Raw genomic sequence first — 15,763 nt, 5'->3', positions numbered from 1 at the left:
GCAGAGAGAGATCAGACAGCCCCATGCACTGGCGGTCTGTTTGCAACCTAGCTCAGGGCTAAGACGAAACGTCTTCCTCAAAAAGGGGGAGGCCCGGCAGTTTGGAGTCTGCCGGGCCAAAATGACTGAGAGGAGGTCAGAGTTTCTCAGTCAGTCTAACTAACCAATAAATTGGTTAGAAAGTACGCTGCATACGAACACCGAAGAGGAGTTCGTCCTGATCGTCGGCGTTGTCCTGATCAACGTTCGCATAGCCAACGTCAGCGCCCATGACAAAGCCGGAGACCGGCTCCCACTGAACAGAACCGTCGATGGCGTAACGGGTCACGTCGTTGAGGCCTTCAGCGGCATCGATGTCGACATAAGAGCCGTCAAGAGCAAGACCGACCGTGCTGGTAGCCTGGACGAAGACGCCTGCGGACAGGGAGTAACCGGTCGAGGTGTCGTCGCCATTGAAGTCATCAACACCGTCATAGGTGGTGATGTAGGCCAGAGCGCCGTCAGCATAGAAACCCTGGAAGAAGATGTTCGTGCCAGCGTTTGCGAACGGCAGATTGATAGCTGCACCACCGCCAACTGCGAAGCCGAGCGTGTCTTCACCGCCATCCGCTTCGTTGTTGGCAACATCAGGGTACACCTGATGCAGAGCACCGGACAGCTGTGCGGAGCCCCAGCCCTGGGACACGCCGAGAGCAGCCACGACATCCGGCATCCGCGTTCCACCATAGTCACCGTATTCACGGCCAGAACGATCTTCAAGAGCAAGAGTTGCGGAGAAGCCGTTGCCGAAAGCAGCAGTGTAAGCGATCTGGTTGTTGGTCACATCCGACCAGTCACGATCGACAACACCGACGAGAGCCTGACCGGTGAAGATGTCGAAGTTCGACGTCAGATAACCAGCTGTCAGGCCGCCCCACTGGATATAACCGCTGTCCAGTGTGAAGTCACTATCGCCATTCTGAACCTGCATGCGCAGAGCAACATAGGTGCGCAGCGTGCCGTATTCGGTCGCCGTACGCGCATCAAGGTAAGTGTATCCGCGGGTCAGCCAGCTATAGCCATCGCTGTCACGGTCGCCCCAGGCCCCATCGTCCATAACGTTGTTCACAACAAACTGCGTCCGCAGACGGCCGCCAACGCGCAGGCAGGTTTCCGTACCCGGGATGTAGTAGAAGCGAGAGCCGTAAGCGTCGCAGACGCGAACGTAGTCAACCGGCTCCGGAGCAGCCGGAAGGTCAGCTGCCTGAGCAGTGGTGGCGGCAGCAACGGAGGCGGCGCCGAGCATCAAGCTCTTGAGTTTCATGTTCATCTCCAATCTATACCAGTCACAAGCAAATAAGTTTTGGTAAAATATCGAAATTTTCGACCTTTACCCCGAATCGAAACCGATTTCTCAAGTACCGATTCCCTTAGTGAGCCTGCTCACTCAGCAAAAATCATTTTCTCCAAAACATCTCAAGCGCAAAATCCGCTTCTGCTGTTGATTGAGTTTTGGAGTCATATTTTTGCAACACGTTGAAAAATATAAGAAAATTAGATTTTTTCAGCATAACACGCTCCGAGCCTCGATTTTTCAGGGAGGCAGAGTTTTACTTTTCAACACTAACGAGATTCAGAAGATTACTTACGACCCACGCGATACATCCATCGGAGTGCCCCAGCCTCATAACCAGCAGCACCATCAGCACCATCAGCAAGACAGATAGACAAATTTTATTATTTTGTCAAATTGTCTTTTTGTCTATTTGTCCAGATTTTGAGCGCCTCCCCCAGATGGGAGCCCAAATATGACATTCAAGACCCGGCACGTGCAGAAACGGCAGCACCGGACGAGGCGCGGCAGACAGGCAACACAGCAAGGGGGGCGTCAATCGGCAAACGTGTTGCACTAAGCAGCCAAATCCTTATGACTAGGCTGACTGCAATTTCGCCTGACAAGGATCCTTATGACCGACCGGCTCAAGCTTGTGACCTGGAACATCAATTCCGTGCGTTTGCGCATGCCGATTGTCGAGCAGCTTATCAACGAGATCGCGCCGGACGTGATCTGCCTGCAGGAAACCAAGTGCCCGGATGCCAATTTCCCGGAAAGCGCCTTCCGCAAGGCCGGGTATGAGCACATGGCGATCAACGGACAAAAGGGCTATCACGGGGTGGCCACCCTCTCCAGGCGGCCGCTGGAAAACATCGAAAAGCGGGACTTTTGCCAGATGGGCGACAGCCGCCATGTGGCTGTTGATGTGCCCTTCAAAGGCACCAGCCTGCGCGTTCACAATTTTTATGTTCCGGCTGGCGGAGATGAACCGAACCGGGAGATCAATCCGAAATTCGCCCACAAGCTGGATTTCATGGCTGAGATGCAGGACTGGCTACAGGGTCCCGAAACGGACCGGCCAGCCGTTTTGGTCGGGGATCTCAATGTCGCCCCTTATGAGCAGGATGTGTGGTCCCACAAGCAGCTTTTGAAAGTGGTCTCACACACGCCCATCGAAACGGAGCTTTTTGAAAAGGTGCGCAAAGCGGGCGGCTGGCTGGATGCCATGCGCCAGTTCACCCCCCTTGAGGAAAAGCTCTACACCTGGTGGAGCTACCGGGCCAAGGACTGGTCGAAGGCTGACAAGGGCCGACGCCTGGACCATGTCTGGGTCTCCGAGCCGCTGGCCGCAAATGTGACCGGCACCCGCGTGCTCCGCGACGCGCGCGGCTGGGAAAAGCCGTCTGATCACGCACCTGTGATCGTCGAATTCGCCGCCTGATCCGCCAGTGCCACGAAGGACCAGCAGCCCTGAAGGTCGGCACTCCGGGCATCATGGTTTGACAACCACCTTGCCGCGCACCTTGCGCTCCGCAATCTCCGCAAGCGCCTTGCCAGTCTGTTCCAGCGGATAAACCCCATGAAGATGGGGCCTGAGGCGGCCTGCTTGCACCCAGTCCAGAAGCCGGGACATGTTGGCCCGATGCCCGTGCGGGTCCCGCTCAACGGCCGCCCCCCAGAAGACACCCAGCACATCACAGCCTTTCAGCATAACGAGATTGAGCGGCATCTTCGGAATGGTGCCCGCCGCAAAGCCGATCACCAGGAACCGTCCCTGCCATCCAGTTGCGCGCAAAGCCTCCTCACTGAAAGCACCTCCAACCGGATCATAGACCACATCCACACCCTTGCCGCCGGTCAGCGCTTTGAGGCGCTCCTTCAAAGGTTCGCTGGAATAGTCGACCGTTTCGTGGGCTCCAGCCTCGCGGGCAAAGGCCAGCTTTTCTTCTGAGGAGGCACAGGCAATCACCCTTGCGCCCATCAGCGCGGCAATTTCCACCGCCGCTTGCCCGACCCCTCCGGAGGCTCCCAGGACAGCAACCGTTTCACCCGCCTTCAGCTTTGCCCGGTCCTGAAACGCATGAAGGGTTGTGCCATAGGTGACCGCCAGACCGGCCGCTACCTCAAGGGAAACCCCCTCCGGCACCAGGATCAGTTCCGTTTCTGCAGCCACCATTTTTTCCCGGGCAGCGCCCAATTTCTGATAGCCCATGACCCGGTCGCCCGGCGCAAAACCGGTTACGCCCTCCCCCAGCGCTTCAACATGGCCCGCAAACTCCGCCCCCGGTGAAAACGGAAAGGCCGGCTGGAACTGGTATTTGCCCTCAATGATCAACGTGTCGAAAAAATTGAGCCCGCAAGCCTCGACCCGCACCAGCACCTGCCCGGGCCCGGCGGCAGGCTCCGCGATCTCCTCGATCACGAGGCTGGAGGGCGGGCCGAAGGATTTGCAAAGACAGGCTTTCACAGGGGCAGACCTCATTTCCAACACGCTGGCACAGACTGCCCGGCCTGTAAGAGACAGGGCGGGCAGCCAATCTAAAGAACCCTAACAAGTCCCGGGCGGCAGCCCTATAGGCCTTCCGGCTAAACAAGCTGCCCGGGGCAGAAAGTGACCACCGGTTCAAATCCGCACCGGTTTCGGTTATGAGGCAGCAAACAGAACTCGGCAGGATCAAGAATGCGCGGATATTTTGCGGTCGGAGCGGAAGGCCTTTCCAAACGGATGAATCTCGGCACCCTGATGCGGTCCGCCCATGCCTTTGGCGCCAGCTTCTTCTTCACGGTTGATGCGGACCAGAAGATCCGCAAGGCCCCGCCCTCCGACACCTCCAAAAGCCCCGGGCACCTGCCCGTCTTCACCTATGACAGTGTCGGGACCATGGATCTGCCTGCCGGGTGCCAGCTTGTGGGCATCGAACTGACGGACGACTCCATTGATCTGCCGAGTTTCGGCCATCCGCTCCAGGCCGCTTATGTGCTCGGCCCTGAGCGCGGGTCCTTGTCGCCCCAGATGCTGGAGCGGTGCGACCATGTGGTGAAGATCCCGACCAAGTTCTGCATCAATGTTGCCATGGCGGGCGCCATTGTCATGTATGACCGCCACCGGGCCCTGGGCCGCTATGCGGAGCGGTCCCTGACCGCCGGGGCTCCCAAGATCGAGCGGCCGAAACATGTCAGCGGCGGCCCGGTCATGCGAACGGGAAGGAAGGTGCCAGGAACCTCTTGAAAACGGACGGGCGGTCAGTCCACGTCGACGGCGGAATCCGCCTCGATCAACTGGCGCAGCCGCCCGAAGGCCAGGCGGATGCGGGATTTGACCGTGCCCAGCGGCAAACCGGTGGTTTCGGCAATCTCGCTGTGGGACTGGCCGAGGAAAAAGGCAAGATGCACGACCTCCACCTGTTCCTTCGGCAGTTTTTCCAGAGCAGCCCTGATCCGCGTCTCCCGCAGCCTGGCATCCATCTCCTCAGACACGTCGGGCAGAGGTGTCGGCTGCAGGGCCGGTTCATCGGGATCAAGCTCGGCGGTTTTCTGGCGCCGCAGCCGGTCAATCCGCCGGTTGCGGGCGACGCGGAACAGCCAGGTGCTGGCAGAGGATTTGGACGGATCAAACAACTCTGCCTTGCGCCACAGGGTGACCATGACATCCTGGGCAATCTCTTCGGCGACGGCGTCATCCGCCCCCTGTTTCATGAGATAGCCCTTCAGGCGCGGCGCGAAATGATCAAACAATTCAACAAACGCGGCCTTGTCGCGATCCACCGCGACCTTCACAATCAGATCTGAAAAATACTCAGCCTGCACCAAAAACCAACTTGCTCCCTATGCGTCCCTATTCTTTAGCAGGTTCGAAACTTTTCGAAAGAGGGTTCAAGCCTTTCCGCCTCACTCTTGCCGCGATTTACCGCAACAGCCTAGGGTACGGACTCATGAAGGAAGAGGATTTGCTTGCTCCTTCAAAATCGTGGCACGTGTGCCTGCAAAGGAGCGAAGCGCCGTGCCCGGCGCCGAAGCGGCCCCGCCACGCGGCGTCTTGAGGGCTCAGGCGCCAGCAAGGGGTCGAATCGGTTTCCTTCATGAGTCCGGACCCAAAACACAACAAAGAGAACTGAAATCAACAGGCAGAAACGTCAGAAACCCGAAATTGCCGCGTCGCAGCTTCAACACTTTCGTAACCCGCTTTAAGTTATCATTAAAGCAAGGTTTATATGACAGACGGCAATTGCATCAAACTTGACGAAAACTCATAGCCAAACGGTGTGGAGATGATGAAAGCAAAATCGCTGGTACTGGTCCTTGCAGGCCTGGCCGTTTCGAGTGCAGCAGCTTTCGCACAAACCCCGACGTCCCTGAAGCAGCACAAGAATTGGGCGGCCTATTCGCTTTCAGGCAGCGGCGGCAAGGTGTGTTATGCGCTGACAAAACCGACGAGCATGCTTCCAGCAGACCGGAACCACGGGGAGGTGTTCTTCTTCGTGACAAACCGTCCCGCTGAAGGCGTTTCCTCCGAGCCCAGCCTCGTGGTCGGATATCCTTTCAAGGAAAAATCGTCCGTAACCGTGGATGTGGATGGCAAGACCTTCACCCTGTTCACCAACAATGACGGGGCCTGGGTCGAAAATGCCGCGACAGAAGCCCAGCTCATCAGCGCCATGAAGGCTGGACGGGAAATGACGGTGAACGGCGAATCGAGCCGTGGCACCCGCACGACCTACAAATTCTCCCTGTCCGGTGTCACCGCTGCCATCGAAACCGCCGCACAGGCCTGCCGCTAAACACCGGCGCGTTTCAAGCGCACGGCCCTGTTTGCGGCAGTCTTCCTTCAGATGCATTTATCGCCCCGGCCGGGTGTCCCGGCCGGGCTCTTGTGCATGGCTGCTCTGCAGAGCCCAGCTTGATTTTTGACCGGTTTTGTGGTTTTGGAAGCGCTTGATTTTCAGTCTGCGCAGGCAGACACCCGGCAGCCGCGGCCCGGGAGCGTGTCACGTTCATATGGATTGGACCTTCAGCGTCTTTTGCGTTGACATCCCGGATGTCAGGCAGCGCAAGGCAAATCCTGTGAAACACGAGATGTTCCAGGGCCGTGTGACAGATTTTCCGGATGTGAAACGGATCACGACATGGCCATCACGCTCGACATTGCGCGGGACAATCCGAATGCGCAAACCGTAACCGCCGCAGCACCGCTTGGTCTGGCAGGCGAAGACAAGCCGACCCTGATCGGCCTGTCCCGGGAGGAACTGGGCGAAGCCCTCGGCACCATCGGTGTGCCGCAAAAGCAATGGCGCATGCGCGCCTCCCAGCTCTGGCACTGGCTCTATGTGCGCGGCGTCTCCGACTTCGCCGGCATGACAAACATTGCCAAGGACCTGCGCGCAAAACTCAGCGAAGCCTTTTCCATTGCCCGCCCGGAGATTGTCTCTGAACAGATTTCGGTCGACGGCACCCGCAAATGGCTGTTCCGCTTTCCCCCGCGCGGTGCCGGCCGGCCGGTCGAAGTGGAAACGGTCTATATCCCTGAAGAAGGCCGGGGCACCTTGTGTGTGTCCTCCCAGGTCGGCTGCACGCTCACCTGCACCTTTTGCCACACCGGCACCCAGAAGCTGGTGCGCAACCTGACCACTGAGGAAATCCTCTCCCAGGTGCTGATGGCCCGCGACCGGCTGGGAGATTTTCCCGACGCCGACACGCCCCAGGGCATGATTGTGCCGTCCGAAGGCCGGCTGGTGTCCAACATCGTCATGATGGGCATGGGCGAGCCGCTCTACAATTTCGACAATGTCAAGAAAGCCCTGCTGATCGCCTCGGACGGTGACGGCCTGTCCCTGTCAAAACGCCGGATCACTCTGTCGACCTCCGGCGTTGTGCCGGAAATTTTCCGCACCGGCGATGAAATCGGCTGCATGCTTGCCATTTCGCTCCATGCGGTGCGGGACGAGCTGCGCGACGTTCTGGTGCCGATCAACAAGAAATGGAACATTGACGCCCTGCTGGATGCCTGCCGCCAGTATCCGGGCCTGTCCAACGCCAAACGCATCACCTTTGAATATGTGATGCTCAAGGACGTGAATGACAGCAATCAGGATGCGCTGGAACTGGTGCGCCTGCTGAAGGGCATTCCGGCCAAGATCAACCTCATCCCGTTCAACCCCTGGCCGGGCTCCGAATATGAGTGTTCGAACTGGGAGCGGATCGAGGAATTTGCCGACATCGTCAACCGGGCCGGCTATGCCTCTCCGATCCGCACACCACGCGGCCGCGATATCTTTGCCGCCTGCGGCCAGCTGAAATCGGCCTCTGAGCGGATGCGCAAGAAGGACCGGGACGCACTCGCCGCCACCGCCTCCTGAGCTCTTAATATTTGAAGAAAGAAAAGGCCGCCCGAAAGGCCAGCTCCCGAACGGAGATGTGGGCGGGGAGCGGACGTTTTCTGTATGCGCCAAAGACAACCTTTGAGTAAGAAAACGCGACATTCATACCAATCGCGATTGATGATGACCTAAGGCCATGCCAAAAGTGAATGACCCACTTCGATTTCATGCCCGGGGACACTGGTGTGATTGGTGTAAAACCGAGGAGGTTTCCCTTTTGCCACCGAAACATCTCTTTCGGAATTCAATCGAATTGACGAACTGCGAGCGTTCATAGCACGTGCGATACCACTGCGTGCGTGATCTACTCTTCCGTCCATCACATAGCCTAGCATCATTGCAACAGGCAGCCCATTTGAGTACTGGCCACTTACGAAACGCATTAGACCTTCTTCAACATACTCGCCGAAAAGCCCCTTGGTGCCTTTCCCGTAAGGCACGTTCAATCGCTTACACTCGCAAGCCAAATAAACATCTTCATCGTCGCCGACTGTCAGGGCAAAGTCGATCTTGCTTGATAGTGAGACATTGCCACTATCATCCTCAACCAGCAGGACGTACTGGCTCACGAGACGACCTGGCAAGGATCTTGTGCGAATTAAGGACTGCACGAGGTGATCGGTAATTCGATCTTCAAGCGTCATATCGTTTTTCAAAGACAAAAGAGGCGCGACACATTTTGGCCAAGCAACCTCTACAGCGTCCGAAACTTTTTGCTCTAAGCTTTGAAAATGTGGCAGCCAACCTTCCAAGTTACCTTCCAGCATGTACAACTCCTTCCGCAGAATGACGCGCTAGAGCAATACTGAAATCTGCTGCAATTTGTTCTGCGTCGGCCAGTGCGGCTGATCGTAACCAATGCCGAAGCTGCAAGGGTTTCACGAGATACATATCGGTACCGACTACGAAACGGAAATCCGGCATGGCTTGAACATTACCAGGCAGCTGCACGGGTAAGTTTTCCTTAATTGAATCAATGAAATACGAGAACTCTGGTACGGAGCTTTCGTAATAACCACGGACTTCAGAATTGATCGTCAATTTCATGACGGCGATGTCGCTAGACATTGCTGCTAGTGAAGCGCCTATTGGCTGCTGAAAATATGGTTTAAGCGCATCGCACAACATAGATGTGTAAGACGCACGATGGTCTGATTGACTATTGGCCCAAATCATTTGCATTCCAGCATTTCGTCGTGGTTGCATTGCTGGAATGATGTATTGGAATGTGTCTTCAATCAGCGCTATGTCTTGCCCATCGAGGCCGTAGTATTCAAACACCAACTGATCAATTTCAGCTAGCGGATCGCCTTGAATCGTCAAAAGTTGGTTGGCTTCTGTAATTTCCCGGTCCACCAACTGAACAATCTTATCTGCAACAGCATTTGCTCTGATTGGATCTGGCATGCTTTCAGGAGCAGCGAATGGTAGTTTGAGCAATTCGCTTTGATGAACTTTGGCCCGTTCTGCACCTAAATTCGCGGTATCGTGAAAATAGATCCACGCTGCAAGACTACTGTTAAGCGTCGCTGTGAGGATTTTGGCAAGCCGCTTTTCTGACCAAGGAAAAGCGATAGCTTGAATGGAATCTCGAAAGGTTAGGTCTTGCTCTGAGTAGGCGGCACGCACTCGTCCGGTTGAACGCTCAACCCCCTGGGGGATAAGAATGTGGGGACCTACAAAGCCTTCTTCGAAGCCAGTACGTCTAACTTCTGCTGTAGGCCACGGATCTCCTGCATGAGTTGGAATGGCGATCGTTCTAAACGCACTCTTATCCAAGTGAGGATACAGCGTGATCGTATCGGACACTTTAGGTGTGTATTTTCCTTCAGCCACACGGTCTGGGTATGTAGGTTGGAAACCCTGTCCGATTATCCAATCGGTCTCGCGGTTTATCGCACGCTTGGACCTTTTGATTTCCGAGTTTTCAGAAACCAAGTCGCTCAAAGGTGATACAGTGCGCAGGTATTGAAGAAGTTTTTCTTCCGGCCCGCGTGTCCACAAACGTCGCTTGAACAGTGTAGGGTCCTCACTAACCCTATCAGATCGGAATCTGATCCGATCTGAGCGAGAAAGCGTCATCAGGCGCTTGAGGCGCAAATTCAAATCGGCTTTCGGCACCCAATACTCGAAGCGATAAGGTATTTGGTCATTACTTCCTGGAGCGTACAGCACAAATGCCGTTGGGCGTTGTGCGCCATCAAACAATTGAAAGCACAAATCTGAAAGATTGATGATCCGCTTTACCTTTGTTTGCTCTAAGAGTTTTCGTCTGGCTTTGAGAGCTTCTGACGAAGTGTTGTGCAAAGTGCCCATTGCGGGTAGCAAAAATGCGACGAAACCATCTGGTTTTACAACTTCCAGGGCCTTCCAAACGAAGCTCCAAGCAATATCCTTTGCCGGATCTGGATGCCCATGCAGATTTGCCCAATTTTGTGCAGTCGTGACCTGCCCGCTTCGCCCTTTCCAAGGGGGATTGCCAATGATTGCATCAAATATTTGAGTGTCTTCGTTGGTAAAAAAATCGGAGGCGGGAAGAAGTGTATCTCCATAAAGCGAAGGTAGGAGTTTACCTGCTTCGATCAGGGCAGGTAGGTCGGGCGGATTGGATAATTCCAAAAGCGCGATATACAAGGAGAAAGCCGCCACCCGGACAGCCGAGGGGTTGATGTCAGCGCCGTGAAGGCGGCGTGCCATAACCTGCAACTCGTCCCAACTTGCGTGCTGTTTGTCATTAATCCGGCAATGGTAGGCTACGAGACGCTGGAACAACCGCACAAGAAAAATGCCTGAACCACAAGCCGGGTCGCAAAAGATACCGCTGTTACGCTGGTTTTCAGAGAGTTCGTCCCAAAGCTGATTTACCGCGACATCCGCTAGGAACATCGGTGTATAGAAAGCGCCATCTGCGCTCTTTTTGTCAGCTTCTTCTTTCAGAAAGCGGTCGTAAACAGCGCTGATGAGCCCGATGGACATATATCGAAAATCGTAGCCCCACAACCGGAGCTGGCCGGAAGCCATTTCTTCGCGACCGTGGCGAAAGCGAGCAAGAACCTTCAAATGCGAAGAAGATAGCTTCGGCGGCAACTCATCCCCAGCTTCGAAGGCGCATGGGGCGTTAAATACATTGCCATTAAAGGCATCATTCAGCCATGTGAATAGTGTTTCGAAATACTCTGAAGTATCCGCTTCCAACATGTTGGCGAGCGATGAACAGGCATCATTTGAAGATTTTTGGAAAACATCTTCTTTGATTACTTGACGATCCTCAAGGTACGCGATGAACATCGTCTGCATCAACAGTGCTTGAGCCCCGTCACCACCCAGGTCTTGGCGCAGGTCGCGAAATGCTTCCAGAAGATTGGCCAGCAAAACACTATCGACACGATCATCGGGTTCGAAGAATTCATCGTTCTCGAACCAAAACCTGCCTGACTCTGTGGAATCAATTAGCCCGCGAAGCGCTACTGCATCGGTAATGAGCGAAAGCGTCTTAACAAGCCGAGGATCCTTCATCTGCCCCTCTTCACGCTGGAAAGGCCGTTGAACCAAAGAATATGCAACAAGTTCCTCTTCTCTGAGGACGAGAAGCAAGCTCATAAGTCCTTGGTTCCAAAGGATACGATGCAATTCGTCAATTCTGGACAGATCTGCTTCAGTTTGGCTCAGAAACCCAATCGTCGGGACGCCCTCAATGCAAAAAACGGCAGAGAGGCCGAGTTCATCCAGTGCAAAGCTGATCGCAGGTGCATGAGGACCAGGAACGACCTTTTCGGTCGACGTGTAAAATTCAGGAGAGGAACGACGATCAAGGGATAGAGCCATCCTCCATTCTGGCGTCAACCCATCAGCCATCAGCCGTTCCCTTCGCATCTACATGGCCTGAGAACTTAGAACGGAATCTGGAACAAATAAAGAACATTTGCTTCGGAATTTGGTTGAAAACGTTCATTCGCCCAACTCCAATACCCCTTGAGGGTCACCTGCAAACTTACCAGGCTTTGCAGCGCCGCGCGGTTTCTTCCTACTTGGCTCGAGGCGAGAAAAAATTGGTTCAAAATCGATATTATGAAGCGATAACTCTGCTAGAAGACCAGCAATAACTGCGAGGTGGTCGGGAACATCCCCCTTCTTCTTATAGTTTGAAATGGAGTTGGGTTGCATTTCCAAAAGGTCCGCAAAGCGCCGAACGGTAAGCCCGGCTTTATTTAGTTCAACAATGAAATCATCGTAGGTCACTGCGTGAATGCTCACTATTTTATGTGTTCTACACATAAAATAGTGAGGCTGCAACTATGTACACGCGGTGTCATGGGTGGGGAGCCGTCACATGGACGTCCGCTTTGCAGCGCCGCAATGCCGCATACAGTCTGAGCATCAACGACTGCAAAGGGCCGGAAGCAACTCTTCGCCCGCCGCGTCAATGCCGACTTTGCTCATCGGGTGAGCCGAAACCTGCACGGCAAAAGAACGGCTGCCCCGGGCCACGGCTCTCGCCTTTTGAAGGGAGGCGAGAGCCGGTTTACTTGAAACCGCACTCAAGATAGGGGCTGGCCTGAAAGGCGGCCTTTTCTTTTTTGCCGGTCAGACGGGATCAGACCAGACCGGCCTTTGTCAGCGGCAGGCTGGTGACCCACTCGTCCTTGGCGGCTGCAATCGCGTTGGCGACCGCCGGTCCGATCGGCGGTGTGCCCGGCTCGCCTATGCCCGTCGGCGCTTCGCTTGAAGCAACGATATGCACCTCGACCTCCGGCATGCCGGACATGCGGATCGGCTCATAGGTGTCGAAATTGGTCTCCTCCACCACCCCGTCCACAAGCGTCACCTGATTGCGCAGGATGGCCCCAAGGCCATAGCCGATACCGCCTTCCACCTGGGCGCGGATATTGTCCGGGTTCACCGGAATGCCGCAGTCAACAGCTGCCACGACCTTCTCCACCTTGATCGTGCCGTCATCGCGAAAGGAGATTTCCGCAACCTCCGCCACATAGGACCCGAAGGACTTGTGGGCGGCAACACCCCGGTAACGGCCTTCAGGCAGGGGTTTGTCCCAGCCCGCCTTTTCGGCCGCCAGTTTCAAAACGGCGGCCTTGCGCGGATCGTCCTTGATCATCTCCAGCCGGTAGGCCACCGGGTCCTTGCCCGCTTCCCTGGCCAGACGGTCCATCATGGTTTCCATCACATAGGCCGTGTGGGTGTGCCCCACGGACCGCCACCACAAGACCGGCACGGCCGTTTCCTGAAAGGCCTGATCCATGTTCATGAGCGGGAAGGCATAGGTCGTGTCATGGGCGCCTTCGGTCATGTTGTGATCGACGCCATCCTTCATCAGCATCGCCTCAAAGGCCGAGCCCTTGATGATGGATTTGGCCGCAATGGTGTATTTGAAAGCGGTGACATTGTTCTCCGCATCCAGCCCCACCTTGACCTTGTGCGCGGACATGGGCCGGTAATAGCCCCCGCTCATATCATCCTCCCGGGTCCAGACAATCTTGACCGGCGCAGGGTCCATGCCGTCTGCCAGCATGGCCTTGGCCAGGAACGCGGCTTCGGCCACCGGATGGCTGTCCTGCTGCGCCCGGCGGCCAAAAGAGCCGCCCGCCCACAGCGTGTTGATCGACACCTTTTCAAAGGGAATACCGAGCACGGTGGCCGCCACATTGTGATCGATGGTCTGGATCTGCGAACCGAGCCAAAACTCTGCCGTCTCTCCGTCAAACAGGATCGCCGCATCGAGTGGCTCCATCGCCCCATGGGCCAGGAAGGGAAACTCAAAATCGGCTTCAATCACCCGGTTCGAGGCCGCAAGGGCTGCGTCCACATCGCCATCTTCGCGCACGGGAATGCCGGGCCGGGCCGTCATCTCCTTCAGCTCACCCATCATCGCGTCGCTGGACCGGGTTTCCGCCGCGCTGTCATCCCATTCAATTTCCAGAAGATCCCGGGCCTTGATGGCCGGCCAGGTGGAGGTGGCGATCACGGCCACGCCGGTCGGGATTTCCAGCACATTGACCACACCGGGCACGGCCATGGCCTCTTTGGCGTCAAAGGATTTGACCTTGCCGCCGAAGCGGGGCGCCCGGGCCACCGTTGCCACGAGCAGGCCATCGCGCTGGAAGTCCATCGTGTAGGTGCCGGGCGCACCGACCGTCTTGTTCTTCACATCCAGACGCGGGAATGACTTGCCGATATAAACCCATTGATCCGGGGTTTTGAGAACCGGATCTGCCGGGACCGGCTGCCGGGCGGCCAGAGAGGCAAGCTCTCCGAGGCTGGCGGACTGTCCGGACGGATGGCTGACAACGCCCTTGGACACGGTGATGCCGCCTGCAGGCACGCCCCAGTCTGCGGCGGCAGCGGCCACAAGCATGGTTTTGGCGGCGGCTCCTGCCTGGCGGTATTGCAGGAAGGAATTGGCCATGGCGGTCGACCCGCCGGTGCCCTGAACTCCAAACAGCGTATTGGCATAGAGTTTGGGATTGGACGGGGCGAACTCGACCGACACCTGATCCCAGGACGCATCAAGCTCATCCGCGACCAGGGTTGCAAGACCACTGGCCGTGCCCTGGCCCTTGTCCAGATGTTTGGAAAGCACAATCACCTTGTTGTCCGGGCTGATGTGAACAAAGGGCTGAACAAACTCCCCGGCGTCTGCGGAGGCTTCGGCGCCGCGAGGCAGGGAAAGAGCCAGCACCAGCCCCCCGGCGGTTCCGGCGGTGAGCTTCAAAAAGGAGCGGCGGCTTGGCTGGGCCGTCTGCAACGGCTGTGTCAGATGATGCAGCATGGGTCAGCCCTCCATCTTGTCGGCGGCCAGGTGAATGGCCTTGCGGATACGGGCATAGGTGGCGCAGCGGCAGACATTGCCGTCCATGGCCGCGTCGATATCCTCGTCGCTTGGCTTGGGCGTTTCGCTCAAAAGAGCGGCGGCGGCCAGGATCTGGCCGGACTGGCAATAGCCGCACTGGGGCACATCCAGCTCGGTCCACGCGTCCTGAACAGCGGCAGCCGCAACCCCATCAAGACCTTCAATGGTGGTGATCTCGGCCCCGTCCAGATCGCCGACAAAGGTCTGGCAGGACCGCACCGGCACGCCGTCCCAGTGAACGGTGCAGGCACCGCACATGGCAATGCCGCAGCCGAATTTCGTTCCGGTCATCTTGAGTTCGTCGCGCAAGGCCCACAAAAGCGGGCTGTCCGGATCGGCTTCAAGCGTCCGCGTTTGCCCGTTGATCTTGAGTGTCACTGACATGCAAGGTTCCTCCCCTGGCTGGCTCTCACTGGCTGAAGAATGTAAACTACACCGTGCAGTTTATTGCGCGGATTTCTTTTTGTAAACGCTTCAGTTTACATAGAGTACTTTTTTTGGGAAGAAAGAGCGGAGCGGCAAGAGATGCAAAGGAGCTGACGCGCGCAGGACATGTCCTTATCCGACCAGAAGAAACAGCAGATCATTGACGCGGCCATCGCGGAATTTCAGGAAAAGGGCTATGCAGGCGCCAGTATGGACCGGATTTCCGAGCGGGCCCATGTCTCCAAACGCACAGTCTACAACCACTTCGACAGCAAGGACGCCTTGTTCCGGGCGATCAGCCAGTCGCTCGCCGATCAAGTGAACCAGGCGCTGGAGCTGTCCTATGATCCCGCGCTTCCCATCCGCGAGGCGCTGGTGCGCCTTGGCTGGGCGGAAGGCGAGCTGATGGTCACCCCCTCTTTCATGAGCCTTGCCCGCATGGTCCTGAGCGAAACCATCCGCGACCCGGATCTGGCCGCCGACCTGAATACGCGCATGACGAAACTGAGCGTCTTTGCAGACATCATCGGCAAGGCGACCCGGGAAGGCAAACTGACCGCCGGAGACCCGTCTGTTGCCGCCGAGCAGTTTCTGGGCCTGATAAAATCCCGCGCCTTCTTTCCGAATATCTACGCCGCCCGCGTGCCCGGCCGGAACGAGGTGGGCAAAATCATTGAAGAGAGCGTGGATTTGTTTTTGGCCCGATACGGCGCTTGAGCCTCCAGAGTGACACCTTCCGGCGCCCCCCCTACCCGGGCCTGATGATGTAGACGCCCGCCGCCA

At 56.6% G+C, this 15,763-nt stretch carries 13 protein-coding genes; 5 read left to right on the top strand and 8 right to left on the bottom strand.

Translation table 11 applies throughout. The features are described from left to right. Positions 1–175: 175 nt before the first annotated feature. Positions 176–1,303 carry a porin gene (locus ACXAIC_RS14315; RefSeq protein ID WP_475180307.1) on the bottom strand — a complete coding sequence of 376 codons (1,128 nt, stop codon included), beginning with the start codon at positions 1,301–1,303 and terminating at the stop codon, positions 176–178. A 643-nt stretch (positions 1,304–1,946) separates the two neighbouring features. Between ACXAIC_RS14315 and xth the strand changes: the two genes are divergently transcribed. Beyond that, the gene (xth, locus tag ACXAIC_RS14310; RefSeq protein ID WP_475180304.1) at positions 1,947–2,756 is read left to right on the top strand and encodes an exodeoxyribonuclease III; all 810 of its coding nucleotides are present in this window, start codon (positions 1,947–1,949) and stop codon (positions 2,754–2,756) included. Positions 2,757–2,807: 51 nt separating this feature from the next. Here the strand turns inward: xth and ACXAIC_RS14305 are convergent, their stop codons facing one another. Then, positions 2,808–3,782, bottom strand: coding sequence for an NADPH:quinone oxidoreductase family protein (locus ACXAIC_RS14305; protein WP_475180301.1), 975 nt, complete (start codon positions 3,780–3,782; stop codon positions 2,808–2,810). Positions 3,783–3,995: 213 nt separating this feature from the next. On the opposite strand from ACXAIC_RS14305, the gene ACXAIC_RS14300 reads away from it, so the two are divergent. Beyond that, positions 3,996–4,544: an RNA methyltransferase gene (locus ACXAIC_RS14300; RefSeq protein ID WP_475180298.1), complete on the top strand. Its 549-nt coding sequence runs from the start codon at positions 3,996–3,998 to the stop codon at positions 4,542–4,544. Between the two features lie 14 nt (positions 4,545–4,558). Here ACXAIC_RS14300 and ACXAIC_RS14295 read toward each other — a convergent pair whose 3' ends face one another. Next, positions 4,559–5,080, bottom strand: coding sequence for a sigma-70 family RNA polymerase sigma factor (locus ACXAIC_RS14295; protein ID WP_475180294.1), 522 nt, complete (start codon positions 5,078–5,080; stop codon positions 4,559–4,561). A gap of 503 nt (positions 5,081–5,583) precedes the next feature. On the opposite strand from ACXAIC_RS14295, the gene ACXAIC_RS14290 reads away from it, so the two are divergent. Then, on the top strand, positions 5,584–6,093 hold the full coding sequence (locus ACXAIC_RS14290) for an invasion associated locus B family protein (protein ID WP_475180290.1): 510 nt from the start codon (positions 5,584–5,586) through the stop codon (positions 6,091–6,093). 345 nt (positions 6,094–6,438) lie between these two features. Further along, on the top strand, positions 6,439–7,668 hold the full coding sequence (rlmN, locus tag ACXAIC_RS14285; RefSeq protein ID WP_475180286.1) for a dual-specificity RNA methyltransferase RlmN: 1,230 nt from the start codon (positions 6,439–6,441) through the stop codon (positions 7,666–7,668). 149 nt (positions 7,669–7,817) lie between these two features. Here the strand turns inward: rlmN and ACXAIC_RS14280 are convergent, their stop codons facing one another. The 5 genes from ACXAIC_RS14280 to ACXAIC_RS14260 form a co-directional block, all read right to left on the bottom strand. Continuing rightward, a complete protein-coding gene (locus ACXAIC_RS14280; protein ID WP_475180283.1) occupies positions 7,818–8,456 on the bottom strand; it encodes a hypothetical protein in 639 nt (212 codons plus the stop codon). Further along, positions 8,443–11,544 carry an HsdM family class I SAM-dependent methyltransferase gene (locus ACXAIC_RS14275; protein WP_475180280.1) on the bottom strand — a complete coding sequence of 1,034 codons (3,102 nt, stop codon included), beginning with the start codon at positions 11,542–11,544 and terminating at the stop codon, positions 8,443–8,445. The genes ACXAIC_RS14280 and ACXAIC_RS14275 overlap by 14 nt, the downstream gene beginning before the upstream one ends. Before the next feature lie 93 nt (positions 11,545–11,637). Beyond that, positions 11,638–11,928, bottom strand: coding sequence for an XRE family transcriptional regulator (locus tag ACXAIC_RS14270; protein WP_475180277.1), 291 nt, complete (start codon positions 11,926–11,928; stop codon positions 11,638–11,640). A gap of 355 nt (positions 11,929–12,283) precedes the next feature. Continuing rightward, a complete protein-coding gene (locus ACXAIC_RS14265; RefSeq protein WP_475180273.1) occupies positions 12,284–14,473 on the bottom strand; it encodes a xanthine dehydrogenase family protein molybdopterin-binding subunit in 2,190 nt (729 codons plus the stop codon). A 3-nt stretch (positions 14,474–14,476) separates the two neighbouring features. Continuing rightward, positions 14,477–14,938 carry a (2Fe-2S)-binding protein gene (locus ACXAIC_RS14260; protein WP_475180270.1) on the bottom strand — a complete coding sequence of 154 codons (462 nt, stop codon included), beginning with the start codon at positions 14,936–14,938 and terminating at the stop codon, positions 14,477–14,479. Between the two features lie 168 nt (positions 14,939–15,106). On the opposite strand from ACXAIC_RS14260, the gene ACXAIC_RS14255 reads away from it, so the two are divergent. Further along, positions 15,107–15,697 (top strand): TetR/AcrR family transcriptional regulator, encoded by a 591-nt coding sequence (locus ACXAIC_RS14255; protein ID WP_475180267.1) that lies wholly within the window; start codon positions 15,107–15,109, stop codon positions 15,695–15,697. Positions 15,698–15,763 lie beyond the last annotated feature (66 nt).

It is taken from the genome of Roseibium sp. AWQ4_254 (genome assembly GCF_056161025.1).
Note: the sequence above shows the minus strand (reverse complement) of the source record. Positions and strands in the feature narration are given on the sequence as shown.